14 protein-coding genes are annotated in these 16,322 nt (G+C 65.1%); all 14 read left to right on the top strand.

The features are described 5' to 3' along the window. Positions 1-196: 196 nt before the first annotated feature. The 14 genes from mraZ to ftsA are packed head-to-tail and all read left to right on the top strand — an operon-like array spanning position 197 to position 16,277. On the top strand, positions 197-625 hold the full coding sequence (gene mraZ, locus LDZ26_RS11160; protein WP_040050492.1) for a division/cell wall cluster transcriptional repressor MraZ: 429 nt from the start codon (positions 197-199) through the stop codon (positions 623-625). Positions 626-641: 16 nt separating this feature from the next. After that, a complete protein-coding gene (gene rsmH, locus LDZ26_RS11155; protein WP_244847293.1) occupies positions 642-1,595 on the top strand; it encodes a 16S rRNA (cytosine(1402)-N(4))-methyltransferase RsmH in 954 nt (317 codons plus the stop codon). Next, a complete protein-coding gene (ftsL, locus tag LDZ26_RS11150; protein WP_244847292.1) occupies positions 1,592-1,936 on the top strand; it encodes a cell division protein FtsL in 345 nt (114 codons plus the stop codon). Before rsmH ends, ftsL begins: the two co-directional genes overlap by 4 nt. Further along, positions 1,933-3,795 carry a penicillin-binding protein 2 gene (locus LDZ26_RS11145; RefSeq protein WP_244847291.1) on the top strand — a complete coding sequence of 621 codons (1,863 nt, stop codon included), beginning with the start codon at positions 1,933-1,935 and terminating at the stop codon, positions 3,793-3,795. Before ftsL ends, LDZ26_RS11145 begins: the two co-directional genes overlap by 4 nt. After that, on the top strand, positions 3,792-5,333 hold the full coding sequence (locus LDZ26_RS11140) for a UDP-N-acetylmuramoyl-L-alanyl-D-glutamate--2,6-diaminopimelate ligase (protein ID WP_244847290.1): 1,542 nt from the start codon (positions 3,792-3,794) through the stop codon (positions 5,331-5,333). Before LDZ26_RS11145 ends, LDZ26_RS11140 begins: the two co-directional genes overlap by 4 nt. Further along, positions 5,330-6,760, top strand: a complete 1,431-nt coding sequence (murF, locus tag LDZ26_RS11135) for a UDP-N-acetylmuramoyl-tripeptide--D-alanyl-D-alanine ligase (protein ID WP_244847289.1) — start codon at positions 5,330-5,332, stop codon at positions 6,758-6,760. The genes LDZ26_RS11140 and murF overlap by 4 nt, the downstream gene beginning before the upstream one ends. Before the next feature lie 23 nt (positions 6,761-6,783). After that, positions 6,784-7,953 (top strand): phospho-N-acetylmuramoyl-pentapeptide-transferase, encoded by a 1,170-nt coding sequence (gene mraY / locus LDZ26_RS11130; protein WP_244847288.1) that lies wholly within the window; start codon positions 6,784-6,786, stop codon positions 7,951-7,953. Positions 7,954-7,998: 45 nt separating this feature from the next. Then, the gene (gene murD, locus LDZ26_RS11125) at positions 7,999-9,510 is read left to right on the top strand and encodes a UDP-N-acetylmuramoyl-L-alanine--D-glutamate ligase (RefSeq protein ID WP_244847287.1); all 1,512 of its coding nucleotides are present in this window, start codon (positions 7,999-8,001) and stop codon (positions 9,508-9,510) included. Next, positions 9,507-10,769: a putative lipid II flippase FtsW gene (gene ftsW / locus LDZ26_RS11120; protein ID WP_244847286.1), complete on the top strand. Its 1,263-nt coding sequence runs from the start codon at positions 9,507-9,509 to the stop codon at positions 10,767-10,769. Before murD ends, ftsW begins: the two co-directional genes overlap by 4 nt. Further along, entirely contained in the window at positions 10,766-11,881 is a 1,116-nt protein-coding gene (murG, locus tag LDZ26_RS11115) for an undecaprenyldiphospho-muramoylpentapeptide beta-N-acetylglucosaminyltransferase (protein ID WP_244847285.1), read from the top strand. The genes ftsW and murG overlap by 4 nt, the downstream gene beginning before the upstream one ends. A 3-nt stretch (positions 11,882-11,884) precedes the next feature. Next, positions 11,885-13,279 carry a UDP-N-acetylmuramate--L-alanine ligase gene (gene murC, locus LDZ26_RS11110; RefSeq protein WP_244847284.1) on the top strand — a complete coding sequence of 465 codons (1,395 nt, stop codon included), beginning with the start codon at positions 11,885-11,887 and terminating at the stop codon, positions 13,277-13,279. Positions 13,280-13,311: 32 nt separating this feature from the next. Next, entirely contained in the window at positions 13,312-14,253 is a 942-nt protein-coding gene (locus LDZ26_RS11105; protein ID WP_244849162.1) for a D-alanine--D-alanine ligase, read from the top strand. 12 nt (positions 14,254-14,265) lie between these two features. Next, complete coding sequence (locus LDZ26_RS11100; RefSeq protein WP_244847283.1) at positions 14,266-15,018, top strand: cell division protein FtsQ/DivIB; 753 nt, start codon at positions 14,266-14,268, stop codon at positions 15,016-15,018. A 26-nt stretch (positions 15,019-15,044) separates the two neighbouring features. Further along, on the top strand, positions 15,045-16,277 hold the full coding sequence (gene ftsA / locus LDZ26_RS11095; protein WP_159837031.1) for a cell division protein FtsA: 1,233 nt from the start codon (positions 15,045-15,047) through the stop codon (positions 16,275-16,277). The last annotated feature ends 45 nt before the right edge of the window (positions 16,278-16,322 follow it).

Genomic DNA, 16,322 nt, shown 5'->3' with positions numbered 1-16,322 from the left:
TTGTTCTAGCGAGTAAAAGCTCCCCGAAAAAAAGCCGCGCGTCTTGACCGAGGAAATCCGTTCCTCTAAAGTGGGAGACAGTGTGAGAAAGTGGTTGTTTGTGTGATCCGGCGACTACTTTTCGGCAGTTTCAAGGCATGTGCGGCGTCTCGGTGGGCATCGACAGTCAGGCAGCGACAAACGGGGAGAAGGGCGAGTGTTCCAAGGGGCGTCGGCGCTGACGCTCGATGCGAAAGGGCGGATGTCGGTTCCGTCCCGCTATCGGGAGGCGCTGCAAGGGCAGGCAGAAGGCCGGGTGACGCTCACGAAGAGCCCGGATGGATGCCTGTTGCTGTTTCCTCGCCCGGAGTGGGAAGTCTTTCGCGCCAAGGTTGCCGCGCTTCCCATGGAAGCCATGTGGTGGCGGCGCATTTTCCTCGGTAACGCAATGGATGTCGAACTCGATACCGCCGGGCGCGTGCTGGTCTCGCCCGAGCTTCGTGCTGCCGCTTCGCTCGAAAAAGAAGTGACGCTGCTCGGCATGGGCGCGCACTTCGAATTATGGGACTCGCAGACGTACGCGGCGAAGGAAGCCGCAGCCATGGCGCAGGGCATGCCCGAAGCGCTGAAGAACTTCACTTTCTGACGCGGCGCTGAAAAACATGGCACCTGCGATGGGAAATGACTTGCAGCATCGCACGGTGCTGTTGAAGGAAGCGGTAGACGGACTGATCACGCGCGCCGACGGTATCTATATAGATGGCACCTTCGGGCGCGGCGGTCATAGCCGGGCGGTATTGCAGCGGCTGGGCGAAGCAGGGCGGCTGATCGCGTTCGACAAGGACCCGCTCGCCATCGCCACGGCGCAACAGATTCAGGATCCGCGCTTTTCGATCGTGCATGACAGCTTCGCCGCGTTGCGAAGCGCGGCAACGGAGCGCGGGATAGAACGGGTGTCGGGCGTGTTGCTGGACCTCGGGGTGTCGTCGCCGCAGGTGGACGACCCCGAGCGCGGTTTCAGTTTCCGCGCGGAAGGTCCGCTCGACATGAGGATGGACCCGACTCGCGGCGAGTCGGCGGCCGAGTGGCTCGCGCGGGCCACGGTGCAGGAAATGACGGAGGTGATCAGAGATTATGGGGAAGAACGGTTTGCTTTTCAGATTGCAAAGGCGCTTGTTGCTCGCAGGGCAGAGTCCGACCGTCTTGGGCCTCTCGTCAGCACGCGCGAGCTTGCCGAAATCGTGGGTCACGTCGTCAAGACCCGTGAAAAGGGCAAGGACCCGGCAACTCGCACCTTTCAGGCTATACGGATTCACATCAATCAAGAGCTTGCGGAGCTGCAAGTAGTTCTTGAATCGGCACTTTCGTTGTTGGAGCAAGGGGGGCGGCTGGTCGTGATCAGCTTTCATTCGCTCGAAGACCGGATCGTCAAGCGGTTCATGCAGGCGCAATCCAGCGCGCCGGCGGTGGACCGTCGTTTGCCGATCCGCGCGGTCGATCTGCCGAGTCCGCCTCTGCGGATCGTCGGCCGCGTGTTTCCGAGCGATGCCGAAGTTGCCGACAACCCGCGCGCCCGGTCCGCGGTCATGCGTATCGCGGAGCGCATCGCGCCATGAACCGTCTCAACATCTTTCTCCTGATCGTCGTGCTCGGGTGCGCGCTGTCGGTCGTCAGCGCCACGAACAAGCAGCGGCAGGTGTTCATCGAATTGCAGCGGGCGCAGTCGCAGGAGCGCCAGCTTCAGCAGGATTACGCGCAGTTCCAGTATCAGCAGAGCGCATTGTCGAAGACTTCGCGCATCGAGCAGTTGGCCACTAACTCACTGAAGATGCAGCCCGCAACAACCGGCCGCACGCAATACCTGACCTACGACCCGGCGACCGCGAAGGCCGCCGATGCACCCATGCCGCCGCCGTTGCCCGCCTCGGCGCCGTCCGCACGCGGAGTCAAACGATGAAGAAATCCGCGAAGCAGAAGGACGTCGCCTACACGCCGAACCCGATTCTCGCCGTGCGCCTGCCCATGTGGCGCTCGAAGCTCGTCGTGTTCCTGCTTTTCATGGCGTTCGTCGCGCTGGCCGCGCGCGCCTTCTGGATTCAGGGCCCGGGCAACGCTTTCTTCAAGAAGCAGGGCGAAAGCCGCTATCAGCGCACGCTGGAAATGCCCGCCACGCGCGGCCAGATCCGTGACCGCAACGGCCTCGTGCTCGCCACGAGCCTGCCCGTGAAAGCAATTTGGGCGATTCCCGAAGCCGTCCCGAACGATCTCGGTGCGGACAAGCTCGCCGAACTCGCGAAGCTGCTCGACATGACGCAGAAGGACCTGCGCGCGAAGCTGTCGATGGATAAGACGTTCGTCTACGTGAAGCGTCAGGTTCCGCTCGAAGTCGCGCAGAAGGTGGCGGCGCTGGACATTCCGGGCATCTATTCGCGCGGCGAATACAAGCGCTTCTATCCGGAAGGCGAAATCACCGCGCACCTGATCGGCTTTACTAATATTGAAGACAAGGGCCAGGAAGGCGTCGAGCTCGGCGACCAGAGCGTGCTGGCCGGCACGCCGGGCATGCGTCGCGTCATCAAGGACCGGATGGGGCATATCGTCGAGGACGTCGACGAACAGGTCGTGCCGCATAACGGCCAGGACGTCGAGCTTTCGATCGACAGCAAGATTCAGTACATCGCGTACACGGACCTGAAAGCGGCCGTCGAAAAGACGAAGGCGAAGGCCGGCGCTGCGATGGTGATCGACGTGAAGACGGGCGAAGTGCTCGCGCTCGTCAACTATCCCACCTACAACCCGAACGACCGCTCGCGCATGACCGGCGAGCAGTTGCGCAACCGCATTCTGACGGACACTTTCGAGCCGGGCTCGATCATGAAGCCGTTCACCGTTTCGCTCGCGCTCGATCTGCATCGCGTGACGCCTAATACGCTCGTCGAAACGGGCGGCGGCGTGTTCGTACTGGACGGCGCGCGCATCACGGACGACTCCGGTTTCGGCACGCTCACCGTCGGCGGCGTGATTCAGAAGTCGAGCAATATCGGCGCCACCAAAATTGCGATGCAATTGCGGCCCGAGGAAATGTGGAACATGTACACGAGCCTGGGTCTCGGTCAGGCGCCGAAAGTCGGTTTTCCGGGCGCCGTCACCGGACGTCTGCGGCCGTGGAAGAGCTGGCGGCGCATCGAGCAGGCGACCATGTCCTATGGCTACGGCTTGTCGGCGTCGCTGTTCCAGCTGGCTCGCGCGTACACCGCCATCGCGCATGACGGCATGATTCTGCCGGTCTCGATTTTCCGCACGCCGGGCGAGCAGCCGCCGGTGGGCCAGCAGGTCTTCTCGCCGACCACTGCGCGCGAGGTTCGCGCCATGCTCGAGACGGTCGTGTCGAAGAACGGCACGTCGCCGGATGCGGCGGTGCCGGGCTATCGCGTCGGCGGCAAGAGCGGCACGGCGTACAAGCACGCGGGCCGCGGCTACGATCACTCGAAGTACCGCGCGTCGTTCGTCGGCATGGCGCCGATGCCGAATCCGCGCATCGTGGTGGCCGTATCGGTCGACGAACCGACCGCGGGCAGCCACTTCGGCGGCCAGGTATCGGGGCCGGTGTTCTCGGGCATCGTCGGCGATACGCTGCGCGCGCTGAACGTGCCGCCGGACATGCCGGTCAAGCAAATGGTCGTGACGGACGAGTCGAATTCCGCCGCGCAAGCGTCCGCGCACCCCGCGAGCGCGAACGGTTCGAACAACGCGAACACGGCGAAGAAGGTGGCCGTGTCGAGCAACACGAAGACACATCCGGGAGTCGTGCGATGAGCGCGCCCCGTCAAAGCAAGATGCAGAAGGACGTTTCACACGCCGTTCAATGGCTGCGCGCGCACGCGCGGCCCGAGGCCCAGTTGCACGCCGACACGCGCTCGCTGAAAGGCGGCGACGTGTTCCTGGCGTACGCCGTCGACGGCGCGGACAACCGGCCGTATCTCGACACGGCGCTCGGCGCGGGCGCGGCTGCCGCGCTGTATCAGCCGGAGAACTTCGCGGGACAGCCGGACGCTTCGAAGGCGCTCGCCGTGCCCGCGCTCAACGAACTCGCGGGTCCCATTGCGTCCGCGTGGTACGGCGAGCCGAGCGCGTCGATGCTCACCGTCGGCGTGACGGGCACCAACGGCAAGACCTCGTGCAGCCAGTGGATCGCCACGGCGCTGACCGCGCTCGGTCGGCCGTGCGCGATCATCGGCACGCTCGGCATCGGCATGCCGGGCAAGCTCGCGTCCACCGGCTTCACCACGCCGGATGCGCCGCAGCTTCAGCGCAGCCTCGCGCAACTGAAGGCGCAAGGCGCGGAGGCTGTCGCAATGGAAGTCTCGTCGCATGCGCTGCATCAGGGGCGCGTGAACGGCACGGACTTCGACATCGCCATCTTCACGAATCTCACGCAGGATCATCTCGACTATCACGGCACCTTCGAGGCTTACGAAGCCGCGAAAGCGCGTCTTTTCGCGTGGCCATCGCTGAAAACGGCCATTGTCAATCGCGACGATGCCGCCGGTCAGCGCCTCATCGAATCGCTGCGCGGCAAGGTCCGCACGATTGCGTACGCCGTCGACATGCCGGCCGATGCCCCGCCGAGCGCCGACGCCGTGCTGCTCGCGAGCCGCGTGCGCGCAACCGCAACGGGCACCGCGTTTCATCTTTCGTCCGATTGGGGCGAGGCCGAAGTCGAAGTGAACACGCTCGGCGCGTTCAACGTGAGCAACCTGCTCGCGGTGCTCGGCGTGCTGCTGGAAGTCGGCGTTCCGTTCGATGCCGCGCTCGCGCGAATCTCGAAGCTCGAATCGGTCAACGGCCGAATGGAGCGTCTCGGCGGCCGGCTGCAAAACGATGAGCCGCTCGTCGTGATCGACTACGCCCACACGCCCGACGCGCTCGAAAAAACGCTCGCTGCGCTGCGCCCGATCGCTGCCGCGCGCGGCGGCGAGCTCGTGTGCATGTTCGGCTGCGGCGGCGACCGCGACGCCACCAAGCGTCCGCTGATGGGCGAAATCGCCGAGCGTCTCGCGGACCAGATCGTCGTCACGAGCGACAATCCGCGCAGCGAAGATCCGCTCGCCATCATCGACCAGATTGCCGCCGGCATGAAGAACGCGGCGAACGCACGGCGCATCGAGGATCGCGCGAGCGCCATTCTGCAGGCGCTGCGCTCGGCGGCGCGGGAAGATGTCGTACTGCTCGCCGGCAAAGGACACGAGGCCACGCAGGAAATCATGGGCAAGAAGCGCGCGTTCTCGGATCAGGATCACGCGCGCCTCGCGCTTGCCGCACGCGCCACGCAACAACGCGGAGGCGGCGAATGACGATGTTCACCTTGCGCGAAGCTGCCGCGCTGATTCCCGGCGCGGTCTTTCAGGGCGACGAAGCAATCGCCATCGAACGCGTCGTGACCGACAGCCGCGCCGTGCAGGCGGGCGATCTGTTCGTCGCGGTGAAGGGCGATCGCTTCGATGCGCATGACTTCCTCGATCAGGTGGCGAAGAGCGGCGCGGCCGCCGCGCTCGTCTCGCGCGATGTACGCAATTCCGATGCCTGGCCGCTGCCAGTCATCAAGGTAAAGGACACGCGTGCGGCGCTCGGTGCGCTGGCGCACGGCTGGCGCAAGCGCTTCAGCATGCCGCTGGTGGCCGTCACCGGCAGCAACGGCAAGACGACGGTCAAGGAGATGATCGCGTCGATCTTCGCGGCGGCAGTCGGCGAAGACGCGCGCCTCGCGACCGCGGGCAACTTCAACAACGACATCGGACTGCCGCTCACGCTGTTTCGCCTGAACGCGGCGCATCGGCTCGCGGTGGTCGAGCTCGGCATGAATCATCCCGGCGAGACGGACGCGCTCGGCAAGATCGCTGCGCCGACTGTCGCCGTCGTGAACAACGCGCAGCGCGAGCATCAGGAGTTCATGGCGACGGTCGAGGCCGTTGCGCTCGAACATGCATCCGTCATTCATGCGCTCGGCGAAACGGGCACGGCCGTGTTTCCCGCCGACGACCACTACGCGAGCATCTGGCGCGTGGCGGCCACGGGCAATCCGATCATGGATTTCGCGCTGTCCGACGACGAATCGAAGGCCGCAGTCACGGGCACGGTCGACGGCGCGACGGTTCACGTCCGCACGCCGCAAGGCCGCGTCGACATCGCGCTCAACGTGCTCGGCGAACACAACGCGCGCAATGCGCTCGCGGCCACGGCCGCCGCGCTGGCGGCGGGCGTATCGCTCGACGTCATCAAGCGCGGCCTCGAAGCGTTCCAGCCGGTGAAGGGCCGCTTGCAGGTTAAGCGCGCGGTGACGGGCGCGCTCGCGGGCGCGACCATCATCGACGACACGTACAACTCCAATCCCGATTCCATGCGCGCCGCCATCGACGTGCTCGCGGCGCAGGCCGCGCCGCGCGTCCTCGTGATGGGCGACATGGGCGAAGTCGGTGAAGAAGGGCCGGCGTTTCATCGCGAAGTCGGCGCGTATGCGGCCGAGCGCGGCATCGACGCGTTGTTCGCGCTCGGCGACGCCAGCCGCGATTCCGTGAACGCATTCCACGCGGCGGCGTCGAAGCAGACCGCCGTTCATTTCGACGACGTCGCCGCGCTCATCGACGCCCTTCAGCAAGCCGGGTTCGGACCCTGCGCAACGTATCTCGCGAAAGGCTCGCGCTTCATGAAGATGGAGCGCGTGGTGGACGCCCTGACGAGCCCACAACAACCCGCGGCGGGCCATGCGCCCGCTGCACACTGACTCACAGAAAGAGAAGGATCAGCATGCTACTCGCACTCGCGCAATGGCTTCAGAATGACGCCAGCTTCATGCGCGTGTTCACCTACATTACGTTCCGCGCGGTGGGCGCCACCGCGACGGCGCTTTTGATCGGTCTCTTCTGCGGCCCGTGGGTCATCCGCAAGCTGACCGCGATGAAAGTCGGTCAGGCGGTGCGCAAGGACGGCCCGCAAACGCACCTCGTCAAGTCGGGCACGCCGACGATGGGCGGCGTGCTGATCCTCATGGGCATCGCTGTTTCCACGCTTCTCTGGGCCGATCTCACGAACCGCTTCGTGTGGATCGTGATGCTCGTCACGTTCGGCTATGGCGTGATCGGCTGGGTGGACGACTATCGCAAGGTCGTGCACAAGGACCCGCGTGGCATGTCGTCGCGCGAGAAGTATTTCTGGCAGTCGGTCATCGGCCTGTTCGCGGCCGTGTATCTCGCGTTCAGCGTGTCCGAGGCGAGCAACACGCGCGTGTTCGATCTCTTCATGGCGTGGGTGCGCAGCGGCCTCTCGATGGGCCTGCCCGCGCGCGCCGACCTCATGTTGCCGTTCCTCAAGTCGATCACGTATCCGCTCGGCGTGTGGGGCTTCATCGCGATGACGTACTTCGTGATCGTGGGGTCGAGCAATGCGGTCAACCTCACCGATGGTCTCGACGGTCTCGTCATCATGCCCGTCGTGCTGGTAGGCGCGTCGCTCGGCGCGTTCGCGTACGTCATGGGCAGCTCGGTATATTCGAAGTACCTGCTCTTTCCGCACATTCCCGGCGCGGGCGAACTGCTGATCTTCTGCTCGGCGATGGGCGGCGCGGGCCTCGCCTTCCTCTGGTACAACACGCATCCCGCGCAAGTCTTCATGGGCGATGTTGGCGCGCTCGCGCTCGGCGGCGCGCTCGGCACCATCGCGGTAATCGTCCGTCAGGAGATCGTGCTGTTCATCATGGGCGGCATTTTCGTGGCGGAAACGCTCTCCGTCATGTTGCAAGTCTTCTGGTTCAAGTTCACGAAGCGCCGTTACGGAGAAGGCCGGCGCTTCTTCAAGATGGCGCCGCTCCACCACCACTACGAACTGTCCGGCTGGACGGAAACGCAAGTGGTGGTGCGCTTCTGGATCATCACGTTGATGTTGTGTCTCTTCGGCTTGTCGACGCTCAAGTTGCGTTGATCGTGCACGTCTGCGGTTTCTTCGGTTTCAGGAAAGGGTAAAGCGATGTTTGGCGAGAAGTTTTCCGGTCGGCAAAGTCCGATGGTGCTCGTGCTGGGGCTCGGTGAATCCGGCCTCGCGATGGCGCGCTGGTGCGCCAGGCACGGATGCCGGCTGCGGATTGCCGATACGCGCGAGAACCCGCCGAATCTGTCGGAACTGGTGATTCACAACATCGACGCGGAGTTCGTCGGCGGCGCGTTCACGACCGAACTGCTCGATGGCGGCATCGAACTGCTGGCCATCAGCCCCGGACTTTCGCCGCTCGCGCCGGACCTCGCGCCGCTCATCGCGGCGGCGAAGGAGCGCGGCATTCCGGTGTGGGGCGAACTCGAACTGTTCGCGCAGGCGCTCGCCGGTCTTGCCGTGAACGGTTACGAGCCGAAGGTGCTCGCGATAACCGGCACCAACGGCAAGACGACGACCACCGCGCTCACCGGTCTTCTGTGCGAACGCGCGGGCAAGCGCGTGGCGGTCGCGGGCAACATCAGCCCGGCGATGCTCGACAAGCTCGCCGAAGCCATCGATCAAACTGCGCTGCCGGACGTCTGGGTGCTCGAACTCTCCAGCTTCCAGCTCGAAACATCGCACAGCTTCGCGCCGGATGCGGCAGCCGTGCTCAACATCACGCAGGATCATCTCGACTGGCACGGCGGCCTGGACGCCTACGCCGCCGCGAAGGGCCGCATCTTCGGGCCGCGCACGGTGCGCGTGCTGAATCGGGACGACGCCCGCACGATGGCGCTCGCCGCGAATATCGCGCAAGACCGCGTGGTGACGTTCGGGCTGGATGAGCCGTCGAAGGTCGGCGACTACGGCCTGTTGCGCGACAACGGCATTGCGTGGCTTGCGCAAGGCATCGACCGCGACGCCGCCGACGAACCCGCGCCGTCGCGCCGCCGCAAGCAGGACGTCGCCGCGCCTAACGTCGTCGCCAAGCGGCTGATGCCGTCGGACGCGCTGCGCATTCGCGGCCTGCACAACGCGGCCAATGCGCTCGCCGCGCTCGCGCTCGCCCGCGCGATCGACTTGCCGCTCGCCGCGCTGTTGCACGGCTTGCGCGAATATCGCGGCGAACCGCATCGCGTGGAAGTGATCGCTCAGATCGACGGCGTCGATTACGTGGACGACAGCAAGGGCACGAACGTCGGTGCGACGGTCGCCGCGCTCGATGGCCTCGCGCAGCGCGTCGTGCTGATCGCGGGCGGCGACGGCAAAGGTCAGGACTTCTCGCCGCTCGAAGCGCCGGTTGCGCGCTGGGCGCGTGCCGTGATGCTGATCGGCCGCGACGCGCCGCGCATTCGCGAGACGCTCGCATCCACCGGCGTCGCGCTCGAAGATCACGCCACGCTCGAAGCCGCGACCGAGGCGGCATCGCGCATCGCCGAGCCGGGCGACGCCGTGTTGCTGTCGCCCGCGTGCGCGAGCCTCGACATGTTCAGGAACTACGCACACCGCGCCGACGTGTTTCGCAGCGCGGTCGAAGATATCGCCGCCGCGCGGGGAGTGATGCTATGAGCTGGTCGGACCGCTTCGGATCCAAAATCACCGGGCAGCGGAACGCGGTTCCGAACGATTCGCTCGCCGGCCGCTCGGGCGGCATTTCGAGCGCGGTCAACGGCGTGCGTCCCGCGCGCTCGCGCATGCTCGACTACGATCACTCGCTCTTATGGGTGACCATCGCGTTGCTCGGGCTCGGCATTGTGATGGTGTATTCCGCGTCCATCGCCATGCCGGATTCGCCCAAGTACGCGCAGTACCGCGACTATCACTTCCTCGTGCGGCACCTCGTTTCGGTTTCGACGGCGCTCGTGGGCGCGGTCATCGCGTTCAAGATTCCGGTGAAGACCTGGGACAAGCTCGCGCCCAAGCTCTTTCTCGTCGCGCTGGTGATGCTCGTCATCGTGTTGATTCCGCATATCGGCAAGGGCGTGAACGGCGCGCGCCGCTGGATTCCGCTCGGCATCACGAACATGCAGCCGTCCGAAATCATGAAGCTCGCGGTCACCATCTACGCCGCGAACTACACGGTGCGCAAGCAGGAGTTCATGCACAGCTTCGGCAAGGGCTTCCTGCCGATGGCCGTGGCGGTCGGCGCGGTCGGTGCGCTGTTGCTGCTGGAACCGGACATGGGCGCGTTCATGGTGATCGCCGCCATTGCGATGAGCGTGCTGTTCCTCGGCGGCGTGAACGGCAAGCTCTTCGGCGGGCTGGTGCTCACGGCGGTCGGCACGTTCACGATGCTCGTGTGGCTCTCGCCGTGGCGTCGCGAGCGGATCTTCGCTTATCTCGATCCGTGGGACGACCGCTACGCGCAGGGCAAGGCGTATCAGCTGACGCATTCGCTGATCGCGTTCGGGCGCGGCGAGTGGTTCGGCGTCGGTCTCGGCGGCAGCGTCGAGAAGCTCAACTATCTGCCGGAAGCGCATACCGACTTCATTCTTGCGGTGATCGGCGAGGAACTCGGTTTCGTCGGCGTCATCTGCGTGATTCTGCTGTTCTACTGGATCGTGCGCCGCGCGTTCGAAATCGGCCGCCAGGCATTGGCGCTAGATCGCACGTTCGCGGGCTTGATGGCGAAGGGCGTCGGCATCTGGTTCGGCGCGCAGACGTTCATCAACATGGGCGTGAACCTCGGTCTTCTGCCGACCAAGGGCCTGACGCTGCCGCTCGTCAGCTACGGCGGCTCGGGCATCTTGCTGAACTGCGTCGCGCTCGCGGTGCTGCTGCGCGTCGATTACGAAAATCGCGTGCTCATGCGCGGAGGCAAAGTATGAGCGCGCAACGCCCCACGCTGATGGTCATGGCGGGCGGCACCGGCGGCCACGTGTTTCCGGGGCTCGCGGTCGCGCACTGGATGCAGGCGCGCGGCTGGCGCGTCGTCTGGCTCGGCAACGCGAGCGGCATGGAAGCGACGCTCGTCCCGAAGCACGGCATCCCGATGGAATGCGTGCGCTTCGGCGGCGTGCGCGGCAAGGGCATCAAGACGAAGCTGATGCTGCCGGTGAATCTCATGCGCGCGTGCTCGCAAAGTCTGCGTGTGCTGCGTCAGGTGAAGCCCGACGTGGTGCTCGGCATGGGCGGCTACATCACGTTTCCGGCGGGCATCATGACGAAGCTCGCGGGCTGCCCGCTCGTGCTGCACGAGCAGAACTCCATCGCGGGTCTCGCGAACAAGGTGCTCGCGCATCTCGCGAAGCGCGTGCTCGTCGCGTTTCCCAATGCTCTGCCGAATGCCGAATGGACCGGCAATCCCATTCGCGCGGAACTTACGTCGACATTGCCGCCCAAAGAACGCTACGCGTCGCGCACGGGCAAGCTGAACGTGCTCGTCGTCGGCGGGAGTCTCGGCGCGGCCGCGCTGAACGAAACGGTGCCGAAGGCGCTCGCGCTGCTGGCGCCGGATGAGCGCCCGCGCATCGTGCATCAGGCGGGCGCGAAGCATATCGAAGCATTGCAGGCGAACTACGCGGCGGCAGGTCTTTCGCGCGGCGAAGACTTGCAGCTCGTGCCGTTCATCGAGGACATGGCGAGCGCGTACGCATCCGCCGATCTCGTGATTTGCCGCTCGGGCGCAATGACGGTGTCGGAGATCGCGGCGGTCGGCGTCGCGGCGCTCTTCGTGCCGTTCCCGTTCGCCGTCGACGATCACCAGACGACCAACGGCGCGTTCCTCGCGAAGAACGGCGCAGCGGAATTGATTCAACAACGCGACTTGTCGGCGGAAAAGCTCGCCGGCTGGTTGCGTGCGCAGACGCGCGACACGCTGGCGGAGATGGCCGCACGCTCGCGCGCCCTGGCGAAACCGGACGCGACCGAACGAGTCGCGACCGTGTGCGCCGACGTCGCCGGCGCGCGTCTTACCCGCCAAGCTCGGGAGGCACATTAAGTCATGAAACACATCGTCAAGCACATTCACTTCGTCGGCATCGGCGGGGCAGGAATGAGCGGCATCGCGGAAGTGCTGCTGAATCTCGGCTACCAGGTCAGCGGCTCGGACCTCTCGAAAAACGCCGTCACCGAGCGGCTGAAGGCACTGGGTGCGCGCGTCGAGATCGGGCACAACGAGCAGAACATCGAAGGCGCGAATGCGGTGGTCGTATCGACGGCCGTGCGTCCCGACAATCCCGAAGTGCTGGCCGCGCGCCATCGGCGCGTGCCGATCGTGCCGCGCGCCGTCATGCTCGCGGAACTCATGCGGCTGAAGCAGGGCATCGCCATTGCCGGCACGCACGGCAAGACCACGACGACATCGCTCGTCGCGAGCGTGCTGGCCGCGGGCGGGCTCGATCCGACGTTCGTGATCGGCGGGCGTCTCATCAGCGCGGGCGCGAACGCGCGGCTCGGCACGGGCGATTTCATCGTCGCGGAAGCCGATGAATCGGATGCGTCGTTCCTCAATCTTTTCCCGGTGATCGAAGTCATCACGAACATCGACGCCGATCACATGGACACCTACGGCCACGACTTCGCGCGGCTCAAGCAGGCGTTCATCGAATTCACGCACCGGCTGCCGTTCTACGGCATCGCGGTGCTGTGCGTCGACGACCCGAACGTGCGCGAGATCCTGCCGTTCGTCTCGAAGCCGATCATCCGCTATGGCATCGGCGCCGACGCGCAGGTGCGCGCGGTGAACGTGGAGGCGCGCGACGGCCGCATGCATTTCACGACGCTGCGCGAAGATGCGCCGCCGCTCGATATCGTGCTGAACCTGCCGGGCCTGCACAACGTGCAAAACGCGCTCGCGGCCATCGCGATTGCGACTGAACTCGAAGTGGCGGATGCCGATATCCAGCGGGCGCTCGCCGAATTCAACGGTGTCGGCCGGCGCTTCCAGCGTTACGGCGACGTGAAGACGAACGACAACGAAGGCGCGTACACGCTGATCGACGACTACGGGCATCACCCGGTGGAAATGGCGGCGACCATCGCGGCGGCGCGCGGCGCGTTCCCGGACCGGCGTCTCGTGCTCGCGTTCCAGCCGCATCGCTACACGCGCACGCGCGACTGCTTCGAAGATTTCGTGAAGGTGCTCTCCACCGTGGACGCACTGGTTCTCACCGATGTTTATGCCGCAGGCGAAGCGCCGATCGTCGCCGCCGACGGCCGCGCGCTCGCACGCGCGATCCGCGTGGCGGGCAAGGTGGAGCCGGTATTCGTCGAAACGGTGGATGAAGTGCCGGACGCGGTGACGACGCTCGCGCGCAACGGCGACGTGGTGATCACCATGGGCGCGGGCTCCATCGGCGGTGTATGCGGACGGCTCGCGCAGAGCCAGCCGCAGTGAAGACAGCAACAAACGACGTCATGAGTAACACAGTGAACAACATCGATCCGAAGGTCTTCGGCAAAGTCGCGGTGCTTCTCGGCGGGAATTCCGCCGAGCGCGAAGTCTCGCTCAATTCGGGCCGCCTCGTGCTGGAAGGGCTGCGAGAGGCGGGCGTCGACGCGCACCCGTTCGATCCCGCCGAACGCCCGTTGTCGGATCTCAAGGCGGAAGGCTTCGAGCGCGCGTTCATCGCGCTGCACGGCGGCTACGGCGAGAACGGCCAGTTGCAAGGCGCGCTGGATTTTTACGGCATTCGCTATACGGGCAGCGGCGTGCTCGGCTCGGCGCTCGGCATGGACAAGCTGCGCACCAAGCTCGTGTGGCAGCAGACCGGCATTCCGACGCCGCCGTTCGAAACCGTCTATCGCGGCGACGACTACGCCGGGCGCGCGCAGGAAATCATCGCGAAGCTGGGACTGCCGCTGTTCGTGAAGCCGGCGAGCGAAGGCTCGAGCGTCGCGGTCATCAAGGTGAAGAGCGCGCAAAGGCTCGTGCCGGCGCTGGAAGAAGCCGCGAAGTTCGACAAGATCGTGATCGTCGAGCAGAGCATCGAAGGCGGCGGCGAGTACACGTGCTGCATCGCGGGCGATCTGGACCTGCCGGTCATCAAGATCGTGCCGGCGGGCGAGTTCTACGACTACCACGCGAAGTACGTCGCCGACGACACGAAGTATCTGATTCCCTGCGGCCTGACGGACGCCGAAGAAGCGCGCATGAAGCAACTCACGCAGCGCGCCTTCGACATGCTCGGCTGCACGGACTGGGGCCGCGCCGATTTCATGCTGGACGCCGACGGCAACCCGTACTTCCTGGAAGTGAACACCGCGCCGGGCATGACGGATCACTCGCTGCCGCCGAAAGCGGCGCGTGCGGTCGGCATCAGCTACAAGGATCTGGTTGTGAAGGTGCTGTCTCTCACCCTCAAGAACTGACGAAGCGCAACCATGTGGAACAACGTTCGCCAGATGAATCTCGCCGCAAGCGCGCTCAACGCCATGCTCGTGTTGATGCTGCTGTGCGCGGCGGGCGTCTACGCGATCCAGCGTCCCGAGTTTCGTCTGCGCGAGATTCAGATCGACGGCGATACGACGCACATCAATTCGCCGACGGTGCGCGCGAGCGTCGTGGGGCACCTGAAGGGCAACTTCTTCACCGTCGATCTCGACACCGCGCGCACCGCGTTCGAACAGATGCCGTGGGTGCGCCGCGCGAGCGTGCGTCGCGTGTGGCCGAACGCGATCGCCGTGACGCTGGAGGAATACAAGCCGCTCGGCACGTGGGGCAGCGATCAGTTGGTCAGCGTGGACGGCGAACTGTTCACCGCGAATCAGGGCGAACTGGACGACGACCTGCCCGCGTTCGACGGTCCGGAAGGCACGGCGAAGGAAGTGGTCGCGCGTTATCACGACTTCCAGAAGTGGTTCGCGCCGCTCGACGCGCAGCCCGAGGAAGTCACGTTGTCGCCGCGTTTCGCGTGGACCGTGAAGCTCTCGAACGGCACGCAGATCGAACTGGGCCGCGAGCGTAATCAGGACACGCTCGATGACCGTTGCAAGCGCTTCGTCGCGTCGTGGGCAGCGGTCACGGGGCGGTGGGGCAAGGACATCGAATATGCGGATTTGCGTTATCCCAACGGCTTCGCGATACGCGCCGCCGGCATGCGCTTCATCAACGACACCGACAAGGCCAAGAAGTAAGCAGACATCACAGGCATGAGCACGCTATGAGCAAAGACTACAAAGACCTGCTGGTTTCCCTCGACATAGGTACGTCGAAGGTGGTCGCGATCGTCGCCGAATTGAAGGGCGAAGGCCACTACGAGGTGATCGGACTCGGTCAGAGCGACTCGAAGGGGTTGAAAAAAGGCGTCGTGGTCAACATCGAGGCAACGGTGCAATCCATTCAGCGCGCGCTTGAAGAAGCCGAGCTGATGGCGGATTGCAAGATCACGAACGTCTTCACCGGCATCGCGGGCAGCCATATCCGCAGCTTCAACTCGAGCGGCATGGTCGCGATCAAGGACAAGGAAGTCACGCAGACGGACGTCGCCCGCGTGATCGAAACGGCCAAGGCGATCAACATTCCGACCGATCAGCAGGTGCTGCACATCCTGACGCAGGAATTCATCATCGACGGTCAGGAAGACGTGCGCGAGCCGATCGGCATGAGCGGCATTCGCCTCGAAGTGAAGGTGCATATCGTCACGGGCGCGGTGAGCGCGGCGCAGAACATCGTGAAGTGCGTGCGCCGCTGCGGGCTCGAAGTGAACGACCTCATCTTGCAGCCGCTCGCGTCGTCGCTCGCGGTGCTGACCGAGGACGAGAAGGAACTGGGCGTCGTGCTCGTCGATATCGGCGGCGGCACGACCGACATCGCCATCTTCAGCGAAGGCGCGATCCGTCATACGGCGGTGATTCCGATCGCCGGCGATCAGATCACGAGCGACGTCGCGATGGCGCTGCGCACGCCGACGCCCGACGCGGAAGACATCAAGGTGACGTACGGCATCGCGAAGCAGGCGCTCGCGGACCCGGACGAGATGATCGAAGTGCCGGGTCTCGGTGAACGCGGTCCGCGCACGCTGTCGCGTCAGGCGCTGGCGGCGGTGGTCGAGCCGCGCGTCGAGGAACTGTTCTCGCTCGTGCAGCAGGTCGTGCGCGAGTCCGGCTACGAAGAGTTGCTCTCGAGCGGCGTCGTGCTGACCGGCGGCGCGGCGATGATGCCCGGCATGGTGGAACTCGGCGAAGACATCTTCCTGAAGCCGGTGCGCATCGGCGTGCCCGAGTACGCCGGCGGTCTCGCGGACGTCGTGCGCAACCCGCGCTATTCGACCGCGATGGGCCTGCTCGCCGAAGGACGCTCGCAGCGCATGCGCGGTCGCAAGGTCGCGGTGCAGAACGGATCGATGGGGCAAGTGCTCACACGAATGAAAGACTGGTTCCTCGGAAACTTCTGAAGCTTGCGCGGAACAGAGCAGTACGAAACAAACGTATTTAAGTAA

Source organism: Caballeronia sp. SL2Y3, assembly GCF_022879575.1.
Classification (GTDB): domain Bacteria; phylum Pseudomonadota; class Gammaproteobacteria; order Burkholderiales; family Burkholderiaceae; genus Caballeronia.
The sequence above is the reverse complement of the archived record's forward strand: the minus strand, read 5'-3'. Positions and strand labels throughout refer to the sequence as shown.

Bases quoted from the DNA above. Each gene is read 5' to 3' on its own strand.
- murG (WP_244847285.1), top strand. From the start codon at position 10,766: ATGAGCGCGCAACGCCCCACGCTGATGGTCATGGCGGGCGGCACCGGC.
- LDZ26_RS11140 (WP_244847290.1), top strand. From the start codon at position 3,792: ATGAGCGCGCCCCGTCAAAGCAAGATGCAGAAGGACGTTTCACACGCC.
- rsmH (WP_244847293.1), top strand. From the start codon at position 642: ATGGCACCTGCGATGGGAAATGACTTGCAGCATCGCACGGTGCTGTTG.
- ftsL (WP_244847292.1), top strand. From the start codon at position 1,592: ATGAACCGTCTCAACATCTTTCTCCTGATCGTCGTGCTCGGGTGCGCG.
- ftsW (WP_244847286.1), top strand. From the start codon at position 9,507: ATGAGCTGGTCGGACCGCTTCGGATCCAAAATCACCGGGCAGCGGAAC.
- murC (WP_244847284.1), top strand. From the start codon at position 11,885: ATGAAACACATCGTCAAGCACATTCACTTCGTCGGCATCGGCGGGGCA.
- LDZ26_RS11100 (WP_244847283.1), top strand. From the start codon at position 14,266: ATGTGGAACAACGTTCGCCAGATGAATCTCGCCGCAAGCGCGCTCAAC.
- ftsA (WP_159837031.1), top strand. From the start codon at position 15,045: ATGAGCAAAGACTACAAAGACCTGCTGGTTTCCCTCGACATAGGTACG.
- LDZ26_RS11145 (WP_244847291.1), top strand. From the start codon at position 1,933: ATGAAGAAATCCGCGAAGCAGAAGGACGTCGCCTACACGCCGAACCCG.
- murD (WP_244847287.1), top strand. From the start codon at position 7,999: ATGTTTGGCGAGAAGTTTTCCGGTCGGCAAAGTCCGATGGTGCTCGTG.
- mraY (WP_244847288.1), top strand. From the start codon at position 6,784: ATGCTACTCGCACTCGCGCAATGGCTTCAGAATGACGCCAGCTTCATG.
- murF (WP_244847289.1), top strand. From the start codon at position 5,330: ATGACGATGTTCACCTTGCGCGAAGCTGCCGCGCTGATTCCCGGCGCG.